The organism is Streptomyces sp. NPDC001100, from assembly GCF_053598575.1.
This window is the reverse complement of record NZ_JBSFKO010000015.1, coordinates 20,487-40,922: the sequence shown is the minus strand read 5'-3', so window position 1 is coordinate 40,922 and position 20,436 is coordinate 20,487. Positions and strand designations below refer to the sequence as shown.

Here is a 20,436-nt window from a genome sequence, read left to right as displayed (position 1 = left end):
GTCAGTCGACGGCCTCCGTCGGCGCCACGGCCCCGCCCGCCATGGCGAGCCCCAGCGCGCGTTCGTCGGCCTCGTCCTTCGTGTACGTCGCAGTGACCCGGCCCTCGTACATGACCAGGACCCGGTCCGCGAGGCCCCGGATCTCGCTCAGTTCGGCGGAGACGAGGAGGACGGCGTGACCGGCGTCGCGGTGGGCGACGATCTGGTCGTGGATGTTCTGGATGGCGCCGATGTCGACCCCGCGAGTGGGTTGCTCAACGAGCAACAGCGGTGCCTCGTGGGCGAGTTCGCGGCCGATCAGCAGCTTCTGCAGATTGCCGCCGGACAGTGCGGAGGCGGGCACCTCCGGGGTGGCCGCCTTGATGCCGAAGCGCTCGATCAGCCGTCCGGCATGGGCGCGTACGGACGCGGGCGGCAGAAGTCCCCTGGTGGAGAGGGACGTTCGGTGGTGGCCCATCGCGAGGTTGTCCGCGACGCTGGCCGCCGGCGCCGTACCGACCGCGTGCCGGTCCTCGGGGACGTAGGCGAGGCCCTGTGCCCGGCGCTCGGTGGCCGAGACGTGGGTGATGTCCCGCCCCTTGAGACGTACCTGTCCGGAGGCGACCGGCCGTAGCCCGGCCAGTGCCTCGATCAGCTCGCTCTGGCCGTTGCCCGCCACGCCCGCGATCCCGACGATCTCCCCGGCACGGACGGTGAGTCCCACATCGTGGACGGAGTCCGTGGTGAGGTTCTTCACGTCGAGGATCACGTCACCGGGTGTTCCGGGCGCGTGCACGCGGTCCAGTTCGACCGCGCGGCCGGTCATCGCGGCGGCGATCTCGTCGGCCGAGGTGTCCGCGGTGACCAGGCGGGCGACCACTCGGCCGTCCCGCAGCACGGTCACGTTGTCGCTGCCATCGAGGACCTCGCGCAGCTTGTGGGTGACAAGGATCACCGTACGACCCTGCGCGGCCAGCGACTTGAGGACCGCGAACAGGGCGTCCGCCTCGGCGGGTGTGAGCACGGCGGTCGGTTCGTCGAGGATCAGCGTGCGGGCGCCCCGGTGCAGGAGCTTCAGGATCTCCACGCGCTGGCGCAGGCCGACCGGCAGGTCGCCGACCCGGGCGTCCGGATCGACGGCGAGGCCGTGCTCCTCGGCCAGCTCACGCACCCGGTGGCGGGCGGCGGTCCGGTCCACCAGGCCGAAGCGGCGCGGCTCGGCGGCGTAGACGACGTTCTCGGCGACCGTCAGCGAGTCGAACAGTTTGAAGCTCTGGTGGACCATGCCGAGCCCGGCGGCCATGGCGGCGCTCGGGTCGCCGAAGGTCACCTCGCGGCCGTCGATCCGGAGGGAGCCCGCGTCGGCGCGCTCCATGCCGTAGAGGATCGACATGAGGGTGGACTTGCCGGCGCCGTTCTCGCCCATCAGGGCGTGGATCTCGCCGCGTCCGACGGTCAGGTCGACGTCGTCGTTGGCGAGCGTGCCGGGGAAGCGTTTGGTGATTCCCCGGAGCTCGACCGCTGGGTCAACTGGCGGCGGGGTCATCGACCTTGAGCTCTCCGGAGACGATCTGGTCGCGCAGCGCCTTGACCTTCGCGAGGACGTCCTTGTGCTGGGCGATCACGCACTTCGACGAGTCGACGCCCGCCTCCAGACCGGTGAGGCTGATGCCGCCCTCCTTCAGGCCGTACGACACCGAGGTGCCCGTCCTGCCCGCGAGGACCTGCTCGACGCCCTTCTCGACGGCGACGTCCGTCTTCTTGATCACGTTGTCGACGACCGTCCCGGGGGAGGAGACGCACTGGTTGACGTCGACGCCGTACGCGAACGCGCCCTTGGCCTTCGCGGCCTCGAACACGCCGTAGTTGCCGGCCGCCGCTGCCGCCATGATCTGGTCGGTGCCCTTGGAGAGCAGGGAGTTGGCCTGCTCCTTGGCGCGCGCCGAGTCGTCGAACGGGGACTGGCCGCCGACGAAGCGCGTCGACGCGGAGGTCTTGGCGGCGACCTTCTTGGCACCGGCCGCGAACGGGTCGCTGTAGCGCCGGAATTGGGGAGTGTCGAGCACGTCCACCGCTCCGACCTTGCCGCTCTTGCTGAGCAACCCGGCCTCGGCGCCCGCGAGATAGACACCCTCGTGCTCACGGAAGACCGCGCAGGTGACATTGCTGAACGTCTTGGTGGTGCACGCGTCGATCATCAGGAACTGCTGCTTGGGGTGCGCCTTGGCCTGCTGCGCGACGATGTCGGCGAACTCGAAGCCGACCAGCACGATCACGTTCGGGCCCGCGTCCACGGCGGCCTGCACGTTCTGCTGCTGGGACGCGGTGTCCGTGGACTCGTAGACCTTCTCGGTCCCGTTGTGCGTCTTCGCGGCGGCCTTCACACCGGTGACGGCGAGCTTCAGGAACTCGTTCTGCCCGACCGCGTCCGGCGTGACCAGCGTGAACGACTTCCCGCTGCTGCCGCTCGCGCTGTCCGAGGCGTCGGTCTTGGCGGCGGCGTTGCAGGCGCTGGCGGCGGTGACCATGAGCGTGGTGGTGGCGACGAGCTGCAGGGTGCGACGTGATCTGCGGAGCATGGGGACCTTCCGGGGTACGGCAAGGCACGCTCCGGCGGGAGCGCGTGCGACCAGATGGTGAGACAAGGGGAGACGAGGGGTGGACGCGAGAGGGACAGGTCAGCGTCGACAGCAGTCGCTCGCGCAGCGGCCGTGATCGAGGAAACGGCGCATGGTGAGCAGCACGCGTCCTCCTTCGTCTCGGCCTTCGGGCTGCGGGTGCTGGACTTTAACATTCGTTTTGAGACACCTGCTCGACTGTCTCGAACTGTGGTTCTTCGAGGTCATGTACGGTGTCCGACACCATCGGAACAGCAGGAGTGTCCCGTTATGCCCCAGGAATTGCGCGCGGTCGACTGGACGGGCGGCGGCCTCGCGCTCATCGACCAGACCCTGCTCCCGCACCGCCACGAGACGATGACTGTCCACGATGTGGACACCCTGGTCGACGCGATCCAGCGTCTCGTCGTGCGCGGGGCGCCCGCGATCGGGGCGGCCGGCGCGTACGGTGTCGCGCTCGCGATCATCGAGGGCGAGCGGGAGGGCTGGACCGAGGCCGAGGTGCGCGCGGCGGTCGCCCGGGTCCGCGAGGCCCGGCCCACCGCGGTCAACCTCATGGCGGGCGTGGACCGGGTCATGACCCGCTTCGCCGAAGGCCTCGACGCGGTGCTGGAAGAAGCCGCCGCCGTGCAGCGCGAGGACGTCGCGGGCAACCGCGCGATGGGCGCGTTCGGCGCGGACTGGCTGGTCCAGAAGGTGGGCGTGGAGCGGCCGTTGAGGCTCCTGACGCACTGCAACACGGGCGCGCTGGCCACGGCCGGATGGGGCACCGCGCTCGGCGTCATCCGTGAACTGCACGCGCGTGGGCTGGTGGAGGTCGTCTACGCCGACGAGACACGCCCCCTGCTCCAGGGATCACGCCTGACCGCCTGGGAGTTGGTCCAGGAGGGCATCCCGCACTACGTCCAGGCCGACGGCGCCGCCGCCGGCACCATCCTGCGCGGCGAGGTCGACGCGGCGATCGTCGGGGCCGACCGCATCGCGGCCAACGGAGACACCGCGAACAAGGTCGGCACGGTCGGCGTCGCCCTGGCCTGCGCGGACGCCGGCATCCCGTTCCTGGTGGCGGCCCCGACCACCACGGTCGACCTCGCCACCAAGACCGGCGACGAGATCCACATCGAACTCCGCGGCGAGGCCGAGGTGTTGGAGTGGGCCGGGGTACGCACGGCTCCCGCCGGGTCGCGCGGCCACAACCCCGCCTTCGACGTGACCCCGGGCCGCTTGGTGACCGGACTGGTCACGGAGCGGGGCGTGTTGGAGGTGTCGGCCGGTGAACTCCCCGGAGACCGGCTGAGGTAAGGGTGTGGGTGGCGGAGAGGGGCGTCGGCCCGGCGGTGTCGCGGGCCAGGCGGTTCAGCCCGTGAGGGCGTCGAGCCAGCCGGTCAGCAGACGGTTGACCTCCCCGGGGCGTTCCTGCTGGATCCAGTGGCCGCAGCCGTCCAGGAGATGGGAGGCGGTCAGGCCGGGGAGCGTGGTGGGGAAGTCGGCGATCGCGTCGGACATCCAGGTGGTGGAGGCGTCCAGGGTGCCGCCGATGAACAGGGACGGTTGCTTGATCGGGGCTCCGCGGTGCGGGGCGAGGTCCTCCCAGTCGCGGTCCGTGCTGCGGTAGCGGTTGAGGGCGCCGGTCAGGCCGGTGCGCTCGAACTCCCCGGCGTAGACGTCGAGTTCGTCCTCGGTCAGCCAGGCCGGGAGGACACCTGTGGGGAAGCGGTCGCGCAGCAGGCCGCCGCGGGCGACGAAGTGCGGGTCGGGCTCGCCCCGGGCGGGCATGGTGTCGGCGGACAGGGCCGCGTAGAAGCCGGCGAGCCAGCCCCGGACATCACGTTCGATCTCCGCCTCGGCGCGGCGGGGCTCCTGGAAGTAGGAGACGTAGAACTCCTGATCGGGGCCGCCCGATCGTGCCGAACACCTCCGTGGGGCGGGGCCCGCCGGGCGGTGCGTAGGGGACGCTCAGCAGGCCGACCGCGCGGAAGACCTCGGGATGGAGCAGGGCGGAGGCGGCGGCGATGCCGGAGCCCCAGTCGTGGCCGACGACCACCGCGCTCTCCTCGCCGAGGGCGCGCACGACGGCGACGTTGTCCGCGACCAGGTCGAGCATCCGGTAGGCGTCGGTCGCCGCGGGCCTGGCGGAGCGGCCGTAGCCGCGTACGTCGATCGCCGCCGCCCGGTAGCCGGCCGTGGAGAGGGCCGGGAGCTGTCGGCGCCAGGAGTACCAGGACTCGGGGAAGCCGTGCACGAGCAGGACCAGCGGGCCGGTGCCCTGTTCAACCAGGTGAATGCGCCCGACCGGCCCCTCGACGGTGCGGTGGCGGAGGGCGGAGGGCGGCTCGGACTGCATGGGCGTCTCCTCGGTGCGCTGGTGGTCACGGGTACCCGTCGATCATGCGGCGCGAGGACCGTCCGAGGCGACAAGCGTTGCCAATCTGGCAAACTTGCAGGACAGGGCGGTGGAGCACGGTGTTCGGGAGGTGCGGGGGCGGTGGCAGGCGACGACGTGTCCGAGACGCTGGCGGCGATGGGTCCCCGGCTGCGTGCCGCACGCGAGCGTCGCGGCGCCACGCTCACCGGCGTCAGCCGTGCGACCGGCATCTCGCCGAGCACGCTGTCGCGGATCGAGACCGGCCGGCGCAAGCCCACCCTGGAGGTGGTCCTGCAACTGGCCAAGGAGTACGGCGTCTCCCTGGACGAGCTGGCCGGCACCGCGCCCGCGGCCGAGCGCCGCACCTCGGTGCCGCTGAGCTTCGGCGACGACAAGGCGGTCCTGCCGCTGACCCGCTACGTCGGCGGGCTGCACGCCCACAAGCACGTCCTGCCCGCCGTCGAGGAACCGCCGGCGCGCCCGCGGCAGGTCTCGCACGACGGCTACGAGTGGCTGTGCGTCCTGTACGGGCGGCTGTGGCTCGCGCTCGGCGACCAGGATCTCGTCCTGACGGCCGGGGACATGGCCGAGTTCGACACCCGCACCCCGCACGGGGTCGCGAACGTCGGCTCCGGTGGGCCGGTCGAGTACCTGATCATGTTCGGGCCGCAGGGAGAGCGCCTGCGACCGCGCACGTCCCCGGCGTCGTTCAGCGCTGGGTGAGCTCCAACTCCAGCAGCCATTCCACGACTTCGGTGTGATGCCGGGCCTGACGCGGGTCGGCACCCCACACATAGAGCCCGTGCCCGGCCACCACCACCGCCGGCATCCTCGGGTCCCGAGCCGCCTCCAGCCGATCCCCGAGCACCTTCATGTCCTGGCTGTTGGCGATGACAGGCAAGGTCACCTCGACATCGTGTGCAGGCTGGCCGACGCCCTTGAGCATCTCGACGTCCTTGAACACGATCCCGCCCGGCTCACGACGACCCATCGCGACGGACGCCACGGTGTGTACGTGGACCACCGCACCGGCGCCGGTCAACGCGGCGACGCGGGCGTGCAGTTCGGCCTCGGCGGACGGCTTGCCGCCCTGTACGGCGGTGCCGTTCCCGTCCACCAACACCACGTCCGCGGGCGTCAGTTCACCCTTGTCGTGTCCGCTCGCCGTCACGGCCAGCCGCAGCGGGTCCCGGGACAGGACCACGGACAGGTTCCCGGAGGTCCCCCGCATCCAGCCGAACGAGGCGAAACGGGCGGACTCGACGGCGAGTACCGCGCCGGCCTCCTCCAGGTCGAATGTGGTGGTCACGTGGTGCTCCTTGAACTGGTGATGCCGATCTCGTCGAACGCCCCCGCCTGCGGGTGGTCGCCGACGCCTTGCTCGAAGTACGGCTCTCCCGGCCGCCGTACCCCCACGGCGTGCCAGCCCGCGGCCACGGCCGCGTCCAGTTCGCCGGGCCGGTCGGAGAGGAAGAGCAGCCGGGACGGCTCGACACCGGTCGCCGCCGCGATACGGCGGTACGACTCCGGCTCCTGCTTGGGACCGGCGTTCTCCGTGTCGTAGAGACCGGAGACGAGGGGGAGGAGGTCGCCCTCCGGGCTCGATGTGAACCACGCGCGCTGCGCGGCCACCGAGCCGGACGAGTAGACGTACAGCCGAAGTCCCGCCGTGTGCCAGGCGCGCAGGGCCGGTACGACGTCGTCGTAGAAGTGCGAGACGAGGTCGCCGCGTGCGAAGCCCTCGGACCAGATGATGCCCTGGAGGGTCTTCAGGGGCGTGGCCTTGCGGTCCTCGTCGAGCCAGGAGTTGAGGGTCTTCTCGATCTGTACGGCGTCGGCGTCCGGGGTGTCCGTCAGCTCGCGGACCTGTGCGATCGCCCGGGACACGGCCGGGTCCTCGGCCCGCTCGGTGAGCAGGGCGGCGAAGCGCGAGCGCGAGTACGGGTACAGCACGTCGACGACGAAGCCCGTGGCGCTCGTGGTGCCCTCGATGTCGAGAACCACGGCGTCCACGTCGTACGGCAGGGTCACGCGGCGGCCTTGTCCTGCTGGTAGCCCGCGTCGATCGTGTCGTAGTCGGGGAAGCGCGAGGCGATGGTCGAGCCGGTGAAGTTGCCGACCCAGCCGTCCTCCTCGTGGAAGAAGCGGATCGCGGTGAAGGCGGGCTTGGTGCCCATGTCGAACCAGTGGGTGGTGCCGCGCGGCACGCCCAGCAGGTCGCCCTTCTCGCAGTAGACGGCGTGCACTTCGCCGTTCACGTGCAGGTAGAAGATGCCGGAGCCGGAGACGAAGAAGCGGACCTCGTCATCGTCGTCGTGCGTGTGCTCCTGGAGGAACTTCGCGCGGGCGCCGGCCGCCTTGGCCGGGTACTCCGGGTCGTCGCCGGGGTGCAGACCGAGGACGTCGACGGTGGTGAAGCCCTCCTCGGCGTTCAGCTTGTCGATCTCCGGGCCGTAGGCGGCGAAGACGGTGTCGCTGTCCGCGTCGGCCGGAACGTCCTCGCGGATCGGCCACTGCTCGTAGCGCACGCCGAGGGGCGCGAGCGCGGCGGCGATCTCGACGGGGTCGGCGGTACGGCGTACGAGGTTCTCGGGACCGGACTCGGGCCAGGTGGTGAGCAGGGTCATGGGAACAACTCCGAAAAAAGTGGGCGTGATGTCCGGATACCGAGACGAACACCGGACCGGTGGGAGGCGGAAAGCGGCTACTGCGCGGCCCGTGGTACTGGGTCGGGACCGGTTATGTGATGGTAACCGCCGCCGGTGAACAGGCCTGATGTGACGTAGTCGTTGTCTCACCAGCTGAGAAACCGCTTCCATCCCTTTGACCAATGGCTGAAAACATTCTCATGATCTCCCTATGAAGACGCTGCTGCTCGTGCGGCGGCTGTACGTGGACTTGCTCCGGTCGACCACAGCCAGCTGTCGCTGACCACATCCGGAGCCCCGCGAGCCTTTCGTGCCGCGGTCCACCACCCGTTCGCGGTGGCTGATTCCTTTTCCCGTGCTCCGGGTCACGCACGCCCGTCCTTCATCCCTTCTGCATCACCTTGCACCTGGAGCCCCTCATGTCCCGCACCCGTGTCCCCCTCGCCGCGCTCTCGCTGGCCTCCGCCTCGGCCCTGCTCCTCGCGGGCTGCTCCCAGTCCGGCGACGCGTCGAAGAGCACCGCCGACACCGCCGCCTCGGCCTCGGCCGCCAGGGGCAAGAAGCCGGCCCCCTTCAGCAAGGGCACGGTCAAGATCGCCCTCGTACGGCAGAGCGGCGCCGGCGACTACTTCGAGCAGTGGGGCAACGGCGCCAAGGCGCAGGCCAAGGCGCTCGGCGTCGACCTGACCGTGTACGACGCCCAGGCCGACAACGCCAAGCAGGCCACCGACCTGTCCTCCGCCATCAACTCCGGCGCGCAGGCGATCATCATCGACCACGGCTTCCCGTCCACGATCCAGCCCGAGATCGACCAGGCGGTGAAGAAGGGCATCAAGGTCGTCGTCTACGACGTCGACCAGACCAACAAGTCCGTGATCGGCACCGAGCAGGACGACGCCAGCATGGCGCAGGCCGTCCTCGACGTGATGGCCAAGACGGTCGGCAAGAACGCCAAGGTCGGCTACGTCAACGTGGCCGGCTACGCGGCCCTCGACAAGCGCAACACCGTCTGGGCGAAGGAGGTCGCCGCCCAGGGCTGGAAGCAGCAGTTCAAGGTCGGCAAGGTCACCGACTCCACGGCCACCGACAACGTTCCCCTGGTCTCCGCCGCGCTCACCCAGCACTCCGACGTGGTGGGCGTCTTCGCCCCCTACGACGAACTCGCCAAGGGCACCGTCCTCGCCGTCCAGAACAAGAAGCTCCAGAGCAAGGTGAAGGTGTTCGGCGCGGACGTCTCCAACGCCGACATCCAGAACATGACCGCCGCGGGCAGCCCGTGGGTCGCCACCGCCGGCACCGACCCGTCCGCCGTCGGCGCGGCCGTCGTCCGTACGGCGGCACTGGAGTTGGCCGGTCAGCTGAACAAGACCTCGGTCGACTTCCCGGCCGTCGCCATCACCCAGGACTTCCTGCGCAAGAACAAGATCGAGAACATGGACCAGCTCCGCGCGGCCCTGCCCGCCCTGAACCTCTCCAAGGTGAGCACCGCCGACTGGATCCCCAATGTCGCCCACTGACACGGCAGTTGACCCCGCGGTCTCGCTCCGCGACGTCAGTATGGCCTTCGGCGGCAAGACGGTGCTCGCCTCCGTCTCGCTCGACATCGCACCGGGCAGCGTGGTCGCGCTGCTCGGCGCGAACGGCGCCGGCAAGTCCACGCTGATCAAGATCCTGTCGGGCGTGCACACGGACCACGGCGGGGAGGTGCGGGTCGCCGGGGAACCCGCAGCTCTCCAGTCCCCGTCCGCCGCCCGGCAGTTGGGCATCCAGACGGTCCACCAGCGGATCGGCGAGGGCATCGTGCCCGGCCTCTCCGTCGCCGAGAACCTGGTCTTCGAGGAACTGGCCCGGCGCCGCGGCAACCCGTTCCTCAACGGCCGCCGCGTCCTGGCCCGCGCCCGTGAGATCCAGGCAGCGCTGGAACTCGACTGGAGCGACGCCGTGTTGCGCCGGGACGTCACCGAACTCGGCATCTCCGACCGCCAGTTGCTCATCCTGGCTCGCGCCCTCGCCACCCGCCCCCGGCTGCTCGTCCTCGACGAACCGACCTCCGCCCTCTCCGCCGCCGAGGCGCAACGGCTCTTCGCCCTCGTCGAGAAGATGCGCGACGACGGCATCGCGGTCCTCTACGTCTCCCACCGCCTCGGCGAGATCGACGCCCTCGCCGACCGCCTGGTCGTCCTGCGGGACGGCGGTCTCACCGACGACCAGGTCAAGCCCTTCGACTGGGACAGCGCCCTGCGCGCGATGCTCGCCCAGGCCCATGAGGTGACGACGGCCCGCCCGCAGCACTCGGGCGAGCACGGAGACGCCGTCCTCGCCCTGCGCGGCGTCCACCTCTTCGAGGGACGGGTACCCCTGGACCTCGACCTCCGCGCCGGTGAAGTCACCGGCGTCGTAGGCCTGTTGGGCGCGGGCAAGACGGAACTCGCCCGCGGCCTGTTCGGCGCCGAGCCCTTCACCACCGGCACGGTCACGCTCGACGGCAAGCCCTACACGCCCCGCCGCCCGGCCGACGCGATCCGCGCCGGCGTCCACCTCGTCCCCGAGGACCGGCACGCCGACGCGCTCGTCCCCGGCTGGTCGCTGGCGCAGAACGTCTCGCTGCCGTTCCTCAAGTCCCTGTCCCGGGGCGGGCTCGTGAACACGGCGAAGGAGGACGCCCTCGGCCGAGAGACGATCACCGCCCTCGGCGTCGTCGCCCGCGACGAGCACAGCACGGTGGAGGAACTCTCCGGCGGCAACCAGCAGAAGGTCGTCGTCGGCCGCTGGCTGGCCCACACCCCACGTGTCCTCATCCTGGACGAACCATTCCGAGGCGTGGACATCGGCGCCCGCCGCGACATCGGCCGCCGCGCCCGCGCGCTGGCCGCCGAGGGAGCGGCCGTCCTGGTCCTCTCCGCCGACGTGGACGAGGTCCTGGAGACCGCCGACCGGGTCGTGGTGCTGTCGGCCGGTGAAGTGCATCTCGACGCCTACGGCGAAGACGCGGAACGCGACCGCGTGATCCAGACCATCTCGGCGTCCGTGTGACCCCGGCCCACTCAGGAAGTACGCCATGACCACCACCCAGAGCCCCGAGACCGCACCGAAGGCCGCGGCCCCGCCCGCCGTCTCCACCGCCGTGCTCGTCCAGAACGCCGTCATCAAGTACGGCTTCATCTTCGTCACGGTCGTGCTCTTCCTGTACTTCGCGCTGACCGAGGGCTCCTTCCGCGAGTCGGCGACCCTCCTGGACACCCTCCGGTACGTCTCCGTCGCCGCGATCCTCGGCCTCGGCGTCACCCTCACCATGGCCGTCGGCGGAATGGACATGTCCGTCGGCGCGGTCGCCGGGCTCGGTGTCACCGTCGCCGCGAAGACGATGGTGACGTACAACCAGGTCGGCACGGTCGCGATCCTCGCCGTCATCGCGGCGGGCGCGCTCGCCGGACTCCTCAACGCGCTGCTGATCGTCGTCATGAAGATCCCGGACATGCTCGCCACCCTCGGCACCATGTTCGTCATCCAGGGCACCAAGCTCATCCTGGTCGACGGCCAGTCCATCTCCGCCGGCATGACCCAGTCCGACGGCACCACCGCCCCCGGCAAGTTCACCGCCGGTTTCCTCCGCATCGACCGCGGCACGCTCCTCGGCATCCCCATCTCGGTGGTGATCTTCGGCGCGCTGACCGTCGTCGCCTGGGTGTTCCTGGCCCGCACCCGCTGGGGCCGCGTCCTCTACGCCATCGGCGCCAACCCGGAGGCCTCGCGCCTGGCGGGCATCCGCGTCGGCGCGTACCGGGCCCTCGCCTACGTCCTCTCCGGCGTCCTCGCCTCCATCGGCGGCCTGATCCTGGCGTCCCGCATCGGCCAGGGAGACGTGAGCGCCGGCACGTCACAGCTCCTGGAGGCGGTCGCCGTCGCGCTCGTCGGCACCTCGGTCCTCGGCCGGGGCCGCCCGAACGTCTGGGGCACGGCGTTGGGAGCCGTCCTCATCGGCATCATCACCACCGGTCTGACCATCAAGGGCCTGCCCTACTACACCCAGGACGTCGTCGAGGGCGCGGTCCTCATCCTCGCCCTGGTCTTCAGCTTCACCCTGTCCAAGCGCCGCACCGTATAAGGAAGTTCGAGGAGTTCGTACGATGGGCTACCGCATCCTGGAGACCGACGACATCCCGGCGTACCTGCACGAGCGCGGCCACTGGGCGGACGTGACCGACATCCACGTCCGCGAGGTGTCGGACGGCAACATGAACCGGGTGTTCCTCGCCTCGAACACCGACGGCAGCCACAGCCTCGCCGTCAAGCAGGCGCTGCCCTGGGTGCGGGTGGCAGGGCCCTCCTGGCCCATGAGCCCCGAGCGCGCCGACGCCGAGGCAAGGGCGTACGAGCAGGTCGCGCGCGTGGCCCCCGACAAGATCCCGGCGATCCACGGCTACGACGCCGACAACTACGCCCTCGTCATGGAGGACATGTCCGACCTGGAGGTCCTGCGCACGGTCCTCAACGAGGGCGCGTCCTACGGTCCGGACACCTCGGCCCGGATCGGCGAGTTCGTCGCCCAACTAGCCTTCGCGACCAGCGACTTCGGCATGGAGTCCGCCGACCGCAAAGCGCTGATCGCGGCCTCGGTGAGCCCCGAGCTGTGCAAGATCACGGAAGACGTGGTGCTGTCCGAGCCGTACATCGAGCACGAACACAACCACTGGCTCCCGGAGTTGACGGACCTGGCCGCCGGGTTCCGCGCGGACGCCCGCCTGCGCACGGAGGTCGCCGATCTCCGGTACACCTTCATGACCAGTGCGCAGGCCCTCCTCCACGGCGACCTGCACACCGGCAGCGTGATGGTCGGCGAGCGTGAAGGCGTCCCGGTGGTACGGGTCTTCGACCCCGAGTTCTCCTTCGTCGGCCCGATCGGCTACGACCTCGGGCTGTACTGGGCCAACGTGCTGGTGTCGGAGGAACGGGCGCGCGCACTGGGCACGTTGACCGACCACGGCGACCAACTCCGCCTCTCCTGGGAGGCGTTCGAGGCCGAGTTCCGCCGCCTGTGGCCGACCCGCGTCGACATCTTCTTCGACGACGCCTACCTCGACCGCCTCCTCTCCCGTGTCTGGACCGACTCCGTCGGCTACGCCGGCACGGAGATCGTCCGCCGCATCATCGGCTTCGCCCACCTGACCGACCTGACGACGCTGCCGGATCCGGTGCCCGCGTCTCGGCGGGCGTTGCTACTGGGCCGTGAACTCATTGTGCGGCGCGGAGAGTTGACGTCACCGGAGGCTGTCCGGATGTTGGTCTGAGTCCGGGTGGGAGCTGTGGGGTACCCCTGCCTGCACCGAGCGATCCTGGGACTCGCGCGGTCGCGACGGGCCGTCCGCCGGAGGACCGGTGACCGCCGGGGTCGTATCGCGGGCCGCCAGGTGCGACTGAAGCCGCTGGTGCCGGAATTCGAAACCCGCGCCGGACTGTCGTAGGACACCACGGCGGTGGGCGTCCTCCAGGAACGTCATCAGGCGCCACGGCATCCGGCCCGTCGCCGCGAGCCAGGCGCGGGCGACGGTGAAGCGACCCCAGGCGCTCAGCGCGAGGGCCGCCGAACCCAGCGGCAGCCACAACTGGGTGCCGATATGGACCAGTCCGCCCCAGTCGCCCGGCAGCGTCACCACCGGTACGCAGACCGCGGCGACCAGCAGCGCGATCATGCCGCCGCGGGTGAAGGACGCCGTACGGTCCGTGCGCAGGGACGAACCGGGGCCGGCCGCGCGCATGACGTCCGACGGGACGCTCAGCGCGCGGTAGACGCCGCACACACAGCCGCCCACGATCCCGACCAGCACCCCGCCTGCCATCAGCGGCGGCAGACAGCGCCGCAGCACGCCCGACGGCGGGCCCGCGGTGAGCCAGCCGCGGGACGGCTCCGGCAGCACGGACCGCATGTTCGCGGCGTATGCCGTCGTGGCCGTGTCGTCCATGAGGTCGAGGTGGACCTCCACCGCGCCGTCGTGCGACTCGAAGACCGTGCGCCGCGCGGTGAAGGGGACGCAGCGGCGGCCGACGAGGAGGGGAATCGCGCAGTCCGGGGGCCGGGTGTCCTCGGGGTAGGCGATCGGCCGGGCCCCGTTGCCGGGGATCAGCAGCGTGCCGTGCAGCTCACGCCCGGTGGCCGCCGTCCGCAGGCCTGGGCGTTCCGTGAAACTCCAGCCGTCGATCGTCCGGTCCGAAAGGGCGGCCGTGGAACCGGACTTGAGCAGGGTCACCCCGGCTGCCGTGAACCCCGCGACCGTGCAAGCCGTGACCCCGATCAGCAGCGCGGCGGCGGTGCCCCGGACCGCGCCCGCCGCGAAACGCCGGGCGACGCGGCCCGCCCGAGCCGGCTGCGCGAGGTCCTGCCCGGCCCGGCGGCCACCGCTCATCAGCAGCGCCGCGCCCGCTCCCGCGCAGGTGATGCCGACCAGCCCGGTCCAGGGGTTGCCGGACCGGCCGGTCACCACCGCGCACGCCAGGCCGAGCCCGCCCAGCAGCAGGACGGCCCCGCAGACTCGGGCCGCCGCGCGCCCCGCGCTGCCGCTCCAGGGCAGCGACAGCGGCACCGGGTGGCGGGACAGTCCGGCGATGCCGAAGAACAGGGTGAACAGGAGGGAGAAGAGGCATCCGCCGAGCAGATCGGGCACCCAGCCGTCCGTCACCGCGCCGAAGCGGAAGCCGAACCGCAGGTCGTCGGCGTAGGCGAAGCCCGCCCACAGCAGCGCGCTCACCCCGGCGGTGATCAGCGTCTGGCGGGCGAGGGAACGGCGGTCCGGCGGGGCGTCTGCGGATGGCAGCAGGAACGCCTCCCCGAACGCGAAGCCCACGGTCTGCCCGGCCAGGGTGGCGAGTACGGACGCGAGATCCTCCACTCCCGCCAGTTCGTTCGCCGCGCGGGCCACCGTGACCGGCAGCACCACCAACGACAGCAGGGTCAGCGCCAGCAGGCCCGGTGCCAGGACGGAGACGGCCTTCGGGAGCATCGACTCCAGCTCCCACCACGCCAGCCGCCCGGTGCCGCGCCGCTCCAACGCCCTTGCCAGCAGGGTGAGTCGGCGCACCGCGGCGGAGGTCGCGGAGGGGCCGGAGTCCGCGAACGCGGCGGGCACGAAGGCCCCGAGCAGATGCTCCTCGACGGCCTCCACGGTCGGGAAACGGTCCGGGTCCAGCAGTTCGGACGGATCGCGGGAGGTGTCGCCGTAGACCGCGCGGGCCAGCGCCACCATCAGGGGAGTGGTGAGCGCCCGCGCCACCGGGCAGTCCGGCTGGGCCGTGAGTTCCCGCAGCACGGGTGTCCACACGGTGCCCGTCGCACCCTCCACAGGGCGTAACGGCCTTGCCGTGCGCTCCAGATGGGCCCCGGCCTGCGCGAGGCCCAGCGGGCGCAGCTCGACCACCTCGGCGGCGGTCAGCACATCGCCCTCGGTCACCCCCTTCGCCCACGCCTCGACCCGGCTGGTGAGCAACAGCGGGAGACTGTCGTCCAGTTCGGCGTTGATCCGCCGTACGGCCTCCCCGTAGACGGGCCCGGACAGTTCGTCGAAGCCGTCGAGGACCGGCAGCACGAGCCCCGCGTCGAGGAGGCCCCGGGCGAGGGTGTGCCGTCCTTCGGTCACGGCGGCCAGCGGGCGGTGCTCGGCCGCCAGCCGCTCGGCGAGCCAGTCGCGCAGCCCGGTCCGTCTCGGGTCCCAGCCCGCCGGCGGGAAGATCACCGGCACCGGACCGCCGGACCGCCGCGCGGCCAGCCGGCCGAGCACGAACCGCATCGCCAGCACACTCTTGCCCGACCCCGGACCGCCCAGCACCACCAGCCGCCGCCCGGGCAGCGCGGCGAACGACCCGGTGACGTCCTCGATCCGCTGCCCACGGGGCGCGGGCAGCGGCCGTACCCGCCTGATGTTCTCCGGGTGATCGGCCAGCCACCGCTCCGCCGGAGCCCAGGCCACGTCCAGCGGGGCGGGATCCTGCAATCGCCGGAGCCGTGCCTCGGCGGACCACTGCTCCCGTACGGCCTCGGCGAGCGCGTCGGCGGCCCTCCCGCGGTCCTCGTCGGCCGAGCGCGGGGCCGGATCGGCGTCGCCGCGCAGCACGTCGGCGACGAGCGCCGCGATCGACACGAACGCGCCGATCGCCGAGACCATCACCCCCGCGGTGGCCGCGTCGCGCCACCACAGCCGCAGCACCCCGGCCAGCGCCGCGAGCGCGCCCCCGCACACGGCGAACCCGAGCCGCCGCCGGACCCGCGCACTGTGCCATCCACCCTGCATACGACCGCTGCTCCCCAGACCGGACCCCCATGGCCCGACCGCTCTGCCGGAACCAACCGTTCTAACGGCCGGGACCGGCCTGGAACCGCCGGTCGGCTACCCGTGTGAGGGAGCGCGCGGAATCACCCGAGGGGCGTGCGGAAGCGTGAACCGCCGGTGGGGTATGGGCCGTTGGCACGTGTGAGCGGCATGCGCAGGAAACGACGAAGGGGCGGTTCCCGATCGGGTACCGCCCCTGTCACGCCGTAGCGACTACTTCTTGTACGCCTACTTCTTGTCGAGCAGATCCTGCACCTTCGCCCGCACCTCGTCCGTAGCGAGCCCGCGGATCGTCAGGGTGGTGCGGCGGCGCAGGACGTCGTCCTGGGTCTCCGCCCACTCGTGGTCGCGGGCGTAGACGACCTGGGCCCAGATCTCGGGGGCGTCGGGGTGTACGCGCTGGCCCAACTCCGGGTTCTCGTTGGCGAGTCGGGCGATGTCGAAGGCCAGGGAGCCGTAGTGGGTGGCCAGGTGCTTCGCCGTGTCGGCCGCCATGCGCGGGCCCGGCGCCGGGTTGTCGACCAGGAGGCGGTGGGCGACCGCGCGCGGGTTGGCGACGCCCGGCAGCGGGAGCTTCTTCGGGAGGGAGGAGATCGGCTCGAAGTCCTCGCCGAGCGGGCGGCCCGGAAGGGCCTCCAGCTTCTGCATGACCGTACGGCCGATGTGCCGGAAGGTGGTCCACTTGCCGCCCGCGACGGACAGCATGCCGCCCTTGCCCTCGGTCACCACGGTCTCGCGCTTGGCCTTCGCGGTGCTGCCGGGGCCGCCGGGCAGCACGCGCAGACCGGCGAAGGAGTACGTGATCAGGTCACGGGAGAGCTGCTGGTCGCGGACCGAGAACGCGGCCTCGTCCAGGATCTGGGATATGTCCTTCTCGGTGACCGAGACGTCCGCCGGGTCGCCCTCGTACTCCTCGTCGGTCGTGCCGAGCAGCAGCATGTCCTCCCAGGGGAGGGCGAAGGTGATGCGGTACTTGTCGATGGGGGTCGCGAGTGCGGCCTTCCACGGGGACGTGCGCTTCAGGACCAGGTGCGCGCCCTTGGAGAGGCGGATGGAGGGGGCCGCGTTCGGGTCCTCCATCCGGCGCAGGTGGTCCACCCACGGGCCGGTCGCGTTGAGCACCAGGCGGGCGCTCACGCCGAACTCGTCGCCGGAGGTCGTGTCGCGCAGTTCCGCACCGGTCACCCGGCCCTGGGTGAAGCGCAGGCCGGTGACCTGGGCGTGGTTGAGGACGACCGCGCCCGCCTCGACGGCCGCGCGGACCGTCATCAGCGCCATGCGGGCGTCGTTCATCTGGTCGTCGCCGTACACGGCCACGGCCTTGAGGTTCTGGGTGCGCAGCTCGGGTACGTCCTGCGCCGCCTTGGCGGGGGACAGGAGGTGGCCGACGCCGTCGCCGAACGCGGAGAGCGCGGAGTAGGCGAAGACGCCCGCCCCGAGCTTCGCCGCACCGTGCGGACCGCCCTTGTACACGGGGAGGTAGAACGTGAGCGGGTTCGCCAGGTGGGGAGCCACCTGGCGGGAGACCGCACGGCGTTCGAAGTGGTTCTCCGCCACCAGCTTCACCGCGCCGGTCTGCAAGTAGCGCAGACCGCCGTGGAGGAGCTTGGAGGAGGCGGAAGAGGTGGCACCGGCGAAGTCGCCGGCGTCGACCAGGGCCACCCGCAGCCCGGACTGCGCGGCGTGCCAGGCGGTCGAGATGCCCAGGATGCCGCCGCCGATGACGAGGAGGTCGTACGTCGCCTTGGAGAGCTGCTCCCGGGTCTCGGCCCGGCTCGGGTTCGAGCCGGAGGCCGGGTGCGTACCGAGGGCAGGCACGGACTGCAGGGTGGACTGACTGGTCATGTGGGGTTCTTACTCCTCGTCGTCGAGCCAGCCCATGGTCCGCTCCACGGCCTTGAGCCAGCTCTTGTACTCACGGTCGCGCTTCTCCGCGGCCATGTTGGGGGTCCACTCGGCGGCCCGGCGCCAGTTGGCACGCAGGTCGTCGGTGCTGGTCCAGAAGCCGACGGCCAGACCGGCGGCGTAGGCGGCGCCGAGGCAGGTCGTCTCGGCGACCATCGGGCGCACCACGGGGGCGTCCACGAAGTCGGAGAGCGTCTGCATCAGCAGGTTGTTGGAGGTCATGCCGCCGTCGACCTTGAGCGCGGCGAGCTCGACGCCGGAGTCCTTCGTCATGGCGTCCGTGATCTCACGGGTCTGCCAGGCGGTGGCCTCCAGGACGGCACGCGCGAGGTGCGCCTTGGTGACGTACCGGGTGAGACCGGCGATCACACCGCGGGCGTCGGAGCGCCAGTACGGGGCGAACAGACCGGAGAAGGCCGGCACGAAGTAGGCGCCGCCGTTGTCCTCGACCGAGAGCGCGAGGGTCTCGATCTCGGCGGCGGTGGAGATGAGGCCCATCTGGTCGCGCATCCACTGCACCAGCGAACCGGTGACGGCGATCGAGCCCTCCAGGGCGTAGACCGGAGCGTCGTCGCCGATCCGGTAGCCGACCGTGGTCAGCAGGCCCGAGTAGGAGTTGATGATCTTCTCGCCGGTGTTCATCAGCATGAAGGTGCCGGTGCCGTACGTGGACTTGGCCTCGCCCTCGGCGAAACAGGTCTGGCCGAACAGGGCCGCCTGCTGGTCGCCGAGCGCGGAGGCGACCGGGATGCCGCCGAGCAGCTCGCCGAGGCGGCCGCCGGTGACCTCGCCGTAGACCTCGGAGGAGGAACGGATCTCCGGGAGCATGTTCAGCGGGACACCGATGGACTCGGCGATCTTCTCGTCCCACGCCAGGGTGTGCAGGTTCATCAGCATGGTGCGGGAGGCGTTGGTGACGTCGGTGTAGTGCTTGCCGCCGTTCACACCGCCCGTCAGGTTCCAGATGACCCAGCTGTCCATGGTGCCGAAGAGGATGTCGCCGGCCTCGGCGCGCTCGCGCAGGCCCTCGACGTTGTCGAGCAGCCAGCGGGCCTTGGGCCCGGCGAAGTACGACGCGAGCGGCAGACCGGTCTCGCGGCGGAAGCGGTCCTGGCCGACGTTGCGGCCCAGCTCCTTGCAGAGCGCGTCGGTGCGGGTGTCCTGCCAGACGATGGCGTTGTGGACGGGCTCACCGGTGTTCTTGTCCCAGAGGAGGGTCGTCTCGCGCTGGTTGGTGATGCCGATGGCCTTGATGTCGTCGCGGGTGATGCCGGCCTTCTCGATGGCGGAGGCGACGACCTCCTGGACGTTGGTCCAGATCTCGGTGGCGTCGTGCTCGACCCAGCCCGGCTTCGGGAAGATCTGCTCGTGCTCCTTCTGGTCGACGGAGACGATACGGCCGTCCCGGTCGAAGACGATGCAGCGGCTGGAGGTCGTGCCCTGGTCGATGGCCGCGATGAACGGTCCGGCGGTGTGGGCGTCGGTCACTGTGTGCTCCTGAGGGGTTCCGTGGTCGTGAGGACTGGTTCTACTGCTGCTTCACTGCTCGGAAGTGCTTGGAATTCTGCTTCTAAGCAAAAGCGACGTTGTAGAGGCCTGCAGCGATGGCGCCGCCGATCAGCGGACCGACCACCGGGATCCAGGCGTAGCTCCAGTCGGAACCGCCCTTGTTGGGCAGGGGCAGGAGCGCGTGCACGATGCGCGGGCCCAGGTCACGGGCCGGGTTGATCGCGTAGCCGGTCGGGCCGCCGAGCGACAGACCGATGGAGACGACCACGAAGGCGGTGATCAGGGCGCCCAGGGTGCCGAGGCCGTTGCCCTTGTCGTTCAGACCCTGCGTCAGGATGGCGAGGATCAGGACGACGGTGCCGATGATCTCCGTGGCGAGGTTCTGCACCACGTTCCGGACCTCGGGGCCGGTGGAGAAGATGCCCAGGACCGGGCCCGCGCCCTTCTCCTCGGCCTCGACGGCCTTGACCGTCGGCTCGCCGACGATCTCCTTGTCGGTCAGGTGCGCCTGGAACTGGCCGTAGTAGGCCACCCAGACCAGTGTCGCGCCGATCATGGCGCCGAGCAGCTGCCCGGCCCAGTAGATCGGGACGTTGTCCCAGCCACCGTCCTTGATCGCGAGTGCGAGCGTCACGGCCGGGTTGAGGTGGGCACCGGAGAGCGGTGCCGAGATGTACACGGCCGTCATGACGGCGAAACCCCACCCGAAGGCGATGGCGAGCCAGCCGGCGTTACGGGCCTTGGAGGCCTTCAGCGTGACGGCGGCGCAGACGCCACCGCCGAGCAGGATGAGTACGGCGGTACCTATGGTCTCGCCGATGAAGATGTCGGAGCTGGACACCCGCGACTCCTTTGTCCTTCGTCCAGGGAAGCCGAACCCCGGGTCCCGCCGGGGGTTCGTGCGCCCTCGGGGGTGAGAGCGATGCCGGCCTTTGGCGTTGCCACACTCTAGCGCGTATTGCCGGTAGGTGTTCGACAATGCCGACCGATGGACGGGAGTCTTGCTCCGGGGTTACAGGCGCGTCAAGAGTGCTGTTATCGAAAACACGATCGTTATTGATCGCTGTGGGCTATCGATCCCGCGACCGATGCGG

General features: G+C 70.8%; 15 protein-coding genes and 1 pseudogene. 6 read left to right on the top strand and 10 right to left on the bottom strand.

What is annotated here, in order from left to right:
* Position 1: 1 nt before the first annotated feature.
* On the bottom strand, positions 2-1,525 hold the full coding sequence (locus tag ACWDEW_RS22475; protein WP_450514723.1) for an ABC transporter ATP-binding protein: 1,524 nt from the start codon (positions 1,523-1,525) through the stop codon (positions 2-4).
* Positions 1,506-2,558, bottom strand: a complete 1,053-nt coding sequence (locus ACWDEW_RS22470; protein WP_450514722.1) for a BMP family ABC transporter substrate-binding protein — start codon at positions 2,556-2,558, stop codon at positions 1,506-1,508. Before ACWDEW_RS22470 ends, ACWDEW_RS22475 begins: the two co-directional genes overlap by 20 nt.
* Before the next feature lie 309 nt (positions 2,559-2,867).
* Between ACWDEW_RS22470 and mtnA the strand changes: the two genes are divergently transcribed.
* Positions 2,868-3,899, top strand: coding sequence for an S-methyl-5-thioribose-1-phosphate isomerase (gene mtnA, locus ACWDEW_RS22465; protein WP_450514721.1), 1,032 nt, complete (start codon positions 2,868-2,870; stop codon positions 3,897-3,899).
* A gap of 54 nt (positions 3,900-3,953) precedes the next feature.
* On the opposite strand, the pseudogene ACWDEW_RS22460 reads toward mtnA, so the two are convergent.
* A pseudogene (locus tag ACWDEW_RS22460) lies at positions 3,954-4,941 on the bottom strand (alpha/beta fold hydrolase).
* 141 nt (positions 4,942-5,082) lie between these two features.
* On the opposite strand from ACWDEW_RS22460, the gene ACWDEW_RS22455 reads away from it, so the two are divergent.
* The gene (locus ACWDEW_RS22455; RefSeq protein WP_450514720.1) at positions 5,083-5,685 is read left to right on the top strand and encodes a helix-turn-helix domain-containing protein; all 603 of its coding nucleotides are present in this window, start codon (positions 5,083-5,085) and stop codon (positions 5,683-5,685) included.
* Here ACWDEW_RS22455 and mtnB read toward each other — a convergent pair.
* From mtnB to ACWDEW_RS22440, 3 genes are read right to left on the bottom strand one after another with little or no spacing between them, the layout of a single operon-like run.
* The gene (gene mtnB, locus ACWDEW_RS22450) at positions 5,672-6,271 is read right to left on the bottom strand and encodes a methylthioribulose 1-phosphate dehydratase (RefSeq protein WP_450514719.1); all 600 of its coding nucleotides are present in this window, start codon (positions 6,269-6,271) and stop codon (positions 5,672-5,674) included. The two genes, ACWDEW_RS22455 and mtnB, sit on opposite strands and share 14 nt — an antisense overlap.
* Entirely contained in the window at positions 6,268-6,993 is a 726-nt protein-coding gene (gene mtnC / locus ACWDEW_RS22445) for an acireductone synthase (RefSeq protein ID WP_450514718.1), read from the bottom strand. The genes mtnB and mtnC overlap by 4 nt, the downstream gene beginning before the upstream one ends.
* The gene (locus tag ACWDEW_RS22440; protein WP_450514717.1) at positions 6,990-7,589 is read right to left on the bottom strand and encodes a 1,2-dihydroxy-3-keto-5-methylthiopentene dioxygenase; all 600 of its coding nucleotides are present in this window, start codon (positions 7,587-7,589) and stop codon (positions 6,990-6,992) included. Before ACWDEW_RS22440 ends, mtnC begins: the two co-directional genes overlap by 4 nt.
* A 440-nt stretch (positions 7,590-8,029) precedes the next feature.
* On the opposite strand from ACWDEW_RS22440, the gene ACWDEW_RS22435 reads away from it, so the two are divergent.
* From ACWDEW_RS22435 to mtnK, 4 genes are read left to right on the top strand one after another with little or no spacing between them, the layout of a single operon-like run.
* Complete coding sequence (locus ACWDEW_RS22435) at positions 8,030-9,127, top strand: substrate-binding domain-containing protein (protein ID WP_450514716.1); 1,098 nt, start codon at positions 8,030-8,032, stop codon at positions 9,125-9,127.
* Entirely contained in the window at positions 9,114-10,643 is a 1,530-nt protein-coding gene (locus tag ACWDEW_RS22430) for a sugar ABC transporter ATP-binding protein (protein ID WP_450514715.1), read from the top strand. The genes ACWDEW_RS22435 and ACWDEW_RS22430 overlap by 14 nt, the downstream gene beginning before the upstream one ends.
* 25 nt (positions 10,644-10,668) lie before the next feature.
* Positions 10,669-11,715: an ABC transporter permease gene (locus tag ACWDEW_RS22425; protein ID WP_450514714.1), complete on the top strand. Its 1,047-nt coding sequence runs from the start codon at positions 10,669-10,671 to the stop codon at positions 11,713-11,715.
* A 22-nt stretch (positions 11,716-11,737) separates the two neighbouring features.
* Complete coding sequence (gene mtnK, locus ACWDEW_RS22420; protein ID WP_450514713.1) at positions 11,738-12,898, top strand: S-methyl-5-thioribose kinase; 1,161 nt, start codon at positions 11,738-11,740, stop codon at positions 12,896-12,898.
* On the opposite strand, the gene ACWDEW_RS22415 is transcribed toward mtnK, so the two are convergent.
* From ACWDEW_RS22415 to ACWDEW_RS22400, 4 genes are all read right to left on the bottom strand, one after another.
* Positions 12,869-15,889: an NACHT domain-containing protein gene (locus ACWDEW_RS22415; protein ID WP_450514712.1), complete on the bottom strand. Its 3,021-nt coding sequence runs from the start codon at positions 15,887-15,889 to the stop codon at positions 12,869-12,871. The genes mtnK and ACWDEW_RS22415 overlap by 30 nt on opposite strands.
* Positions 15,890-16,156: 267 nt before the next feature.
* Positions 16,157-17,773, bottom strand: a complete 1,617-nt coding sequence (locus tag ACWDEW_RS22410; protein WP_450514711.1) for an FAD-dependent oxidoreductase — start codon at positions 17,771-17,773, stop codon at positions 16,157-16,159.
* A gap of 9 nt (positions 17,774-17,782) precedes the next feature.
* Entirely contained in the window at positions 17,783-19,321 is a 1,539-nt protein-coding gene (glpK, locus tag ACWDEW_RS22405) for a glycerol kinase GlpK (RefSeq protein WP_450514710.1), read from the bottom strand.
* 82 nt (positions 19,322-19,403) lie between these two features.
* Positions 19,404-20,183: an MIP/aquaporin family protein gene (locus tag ACWDEW_RS22400; protein ID WP_450514709.1), complete on the bottom strand. Its 780-nt coding sequence runs from the start codon at positions 20,181-20,183 to the stop codon at positions 19,404-19,406.
* Positions 20,184-20,436: the final 253 nt, after the last annotated feature.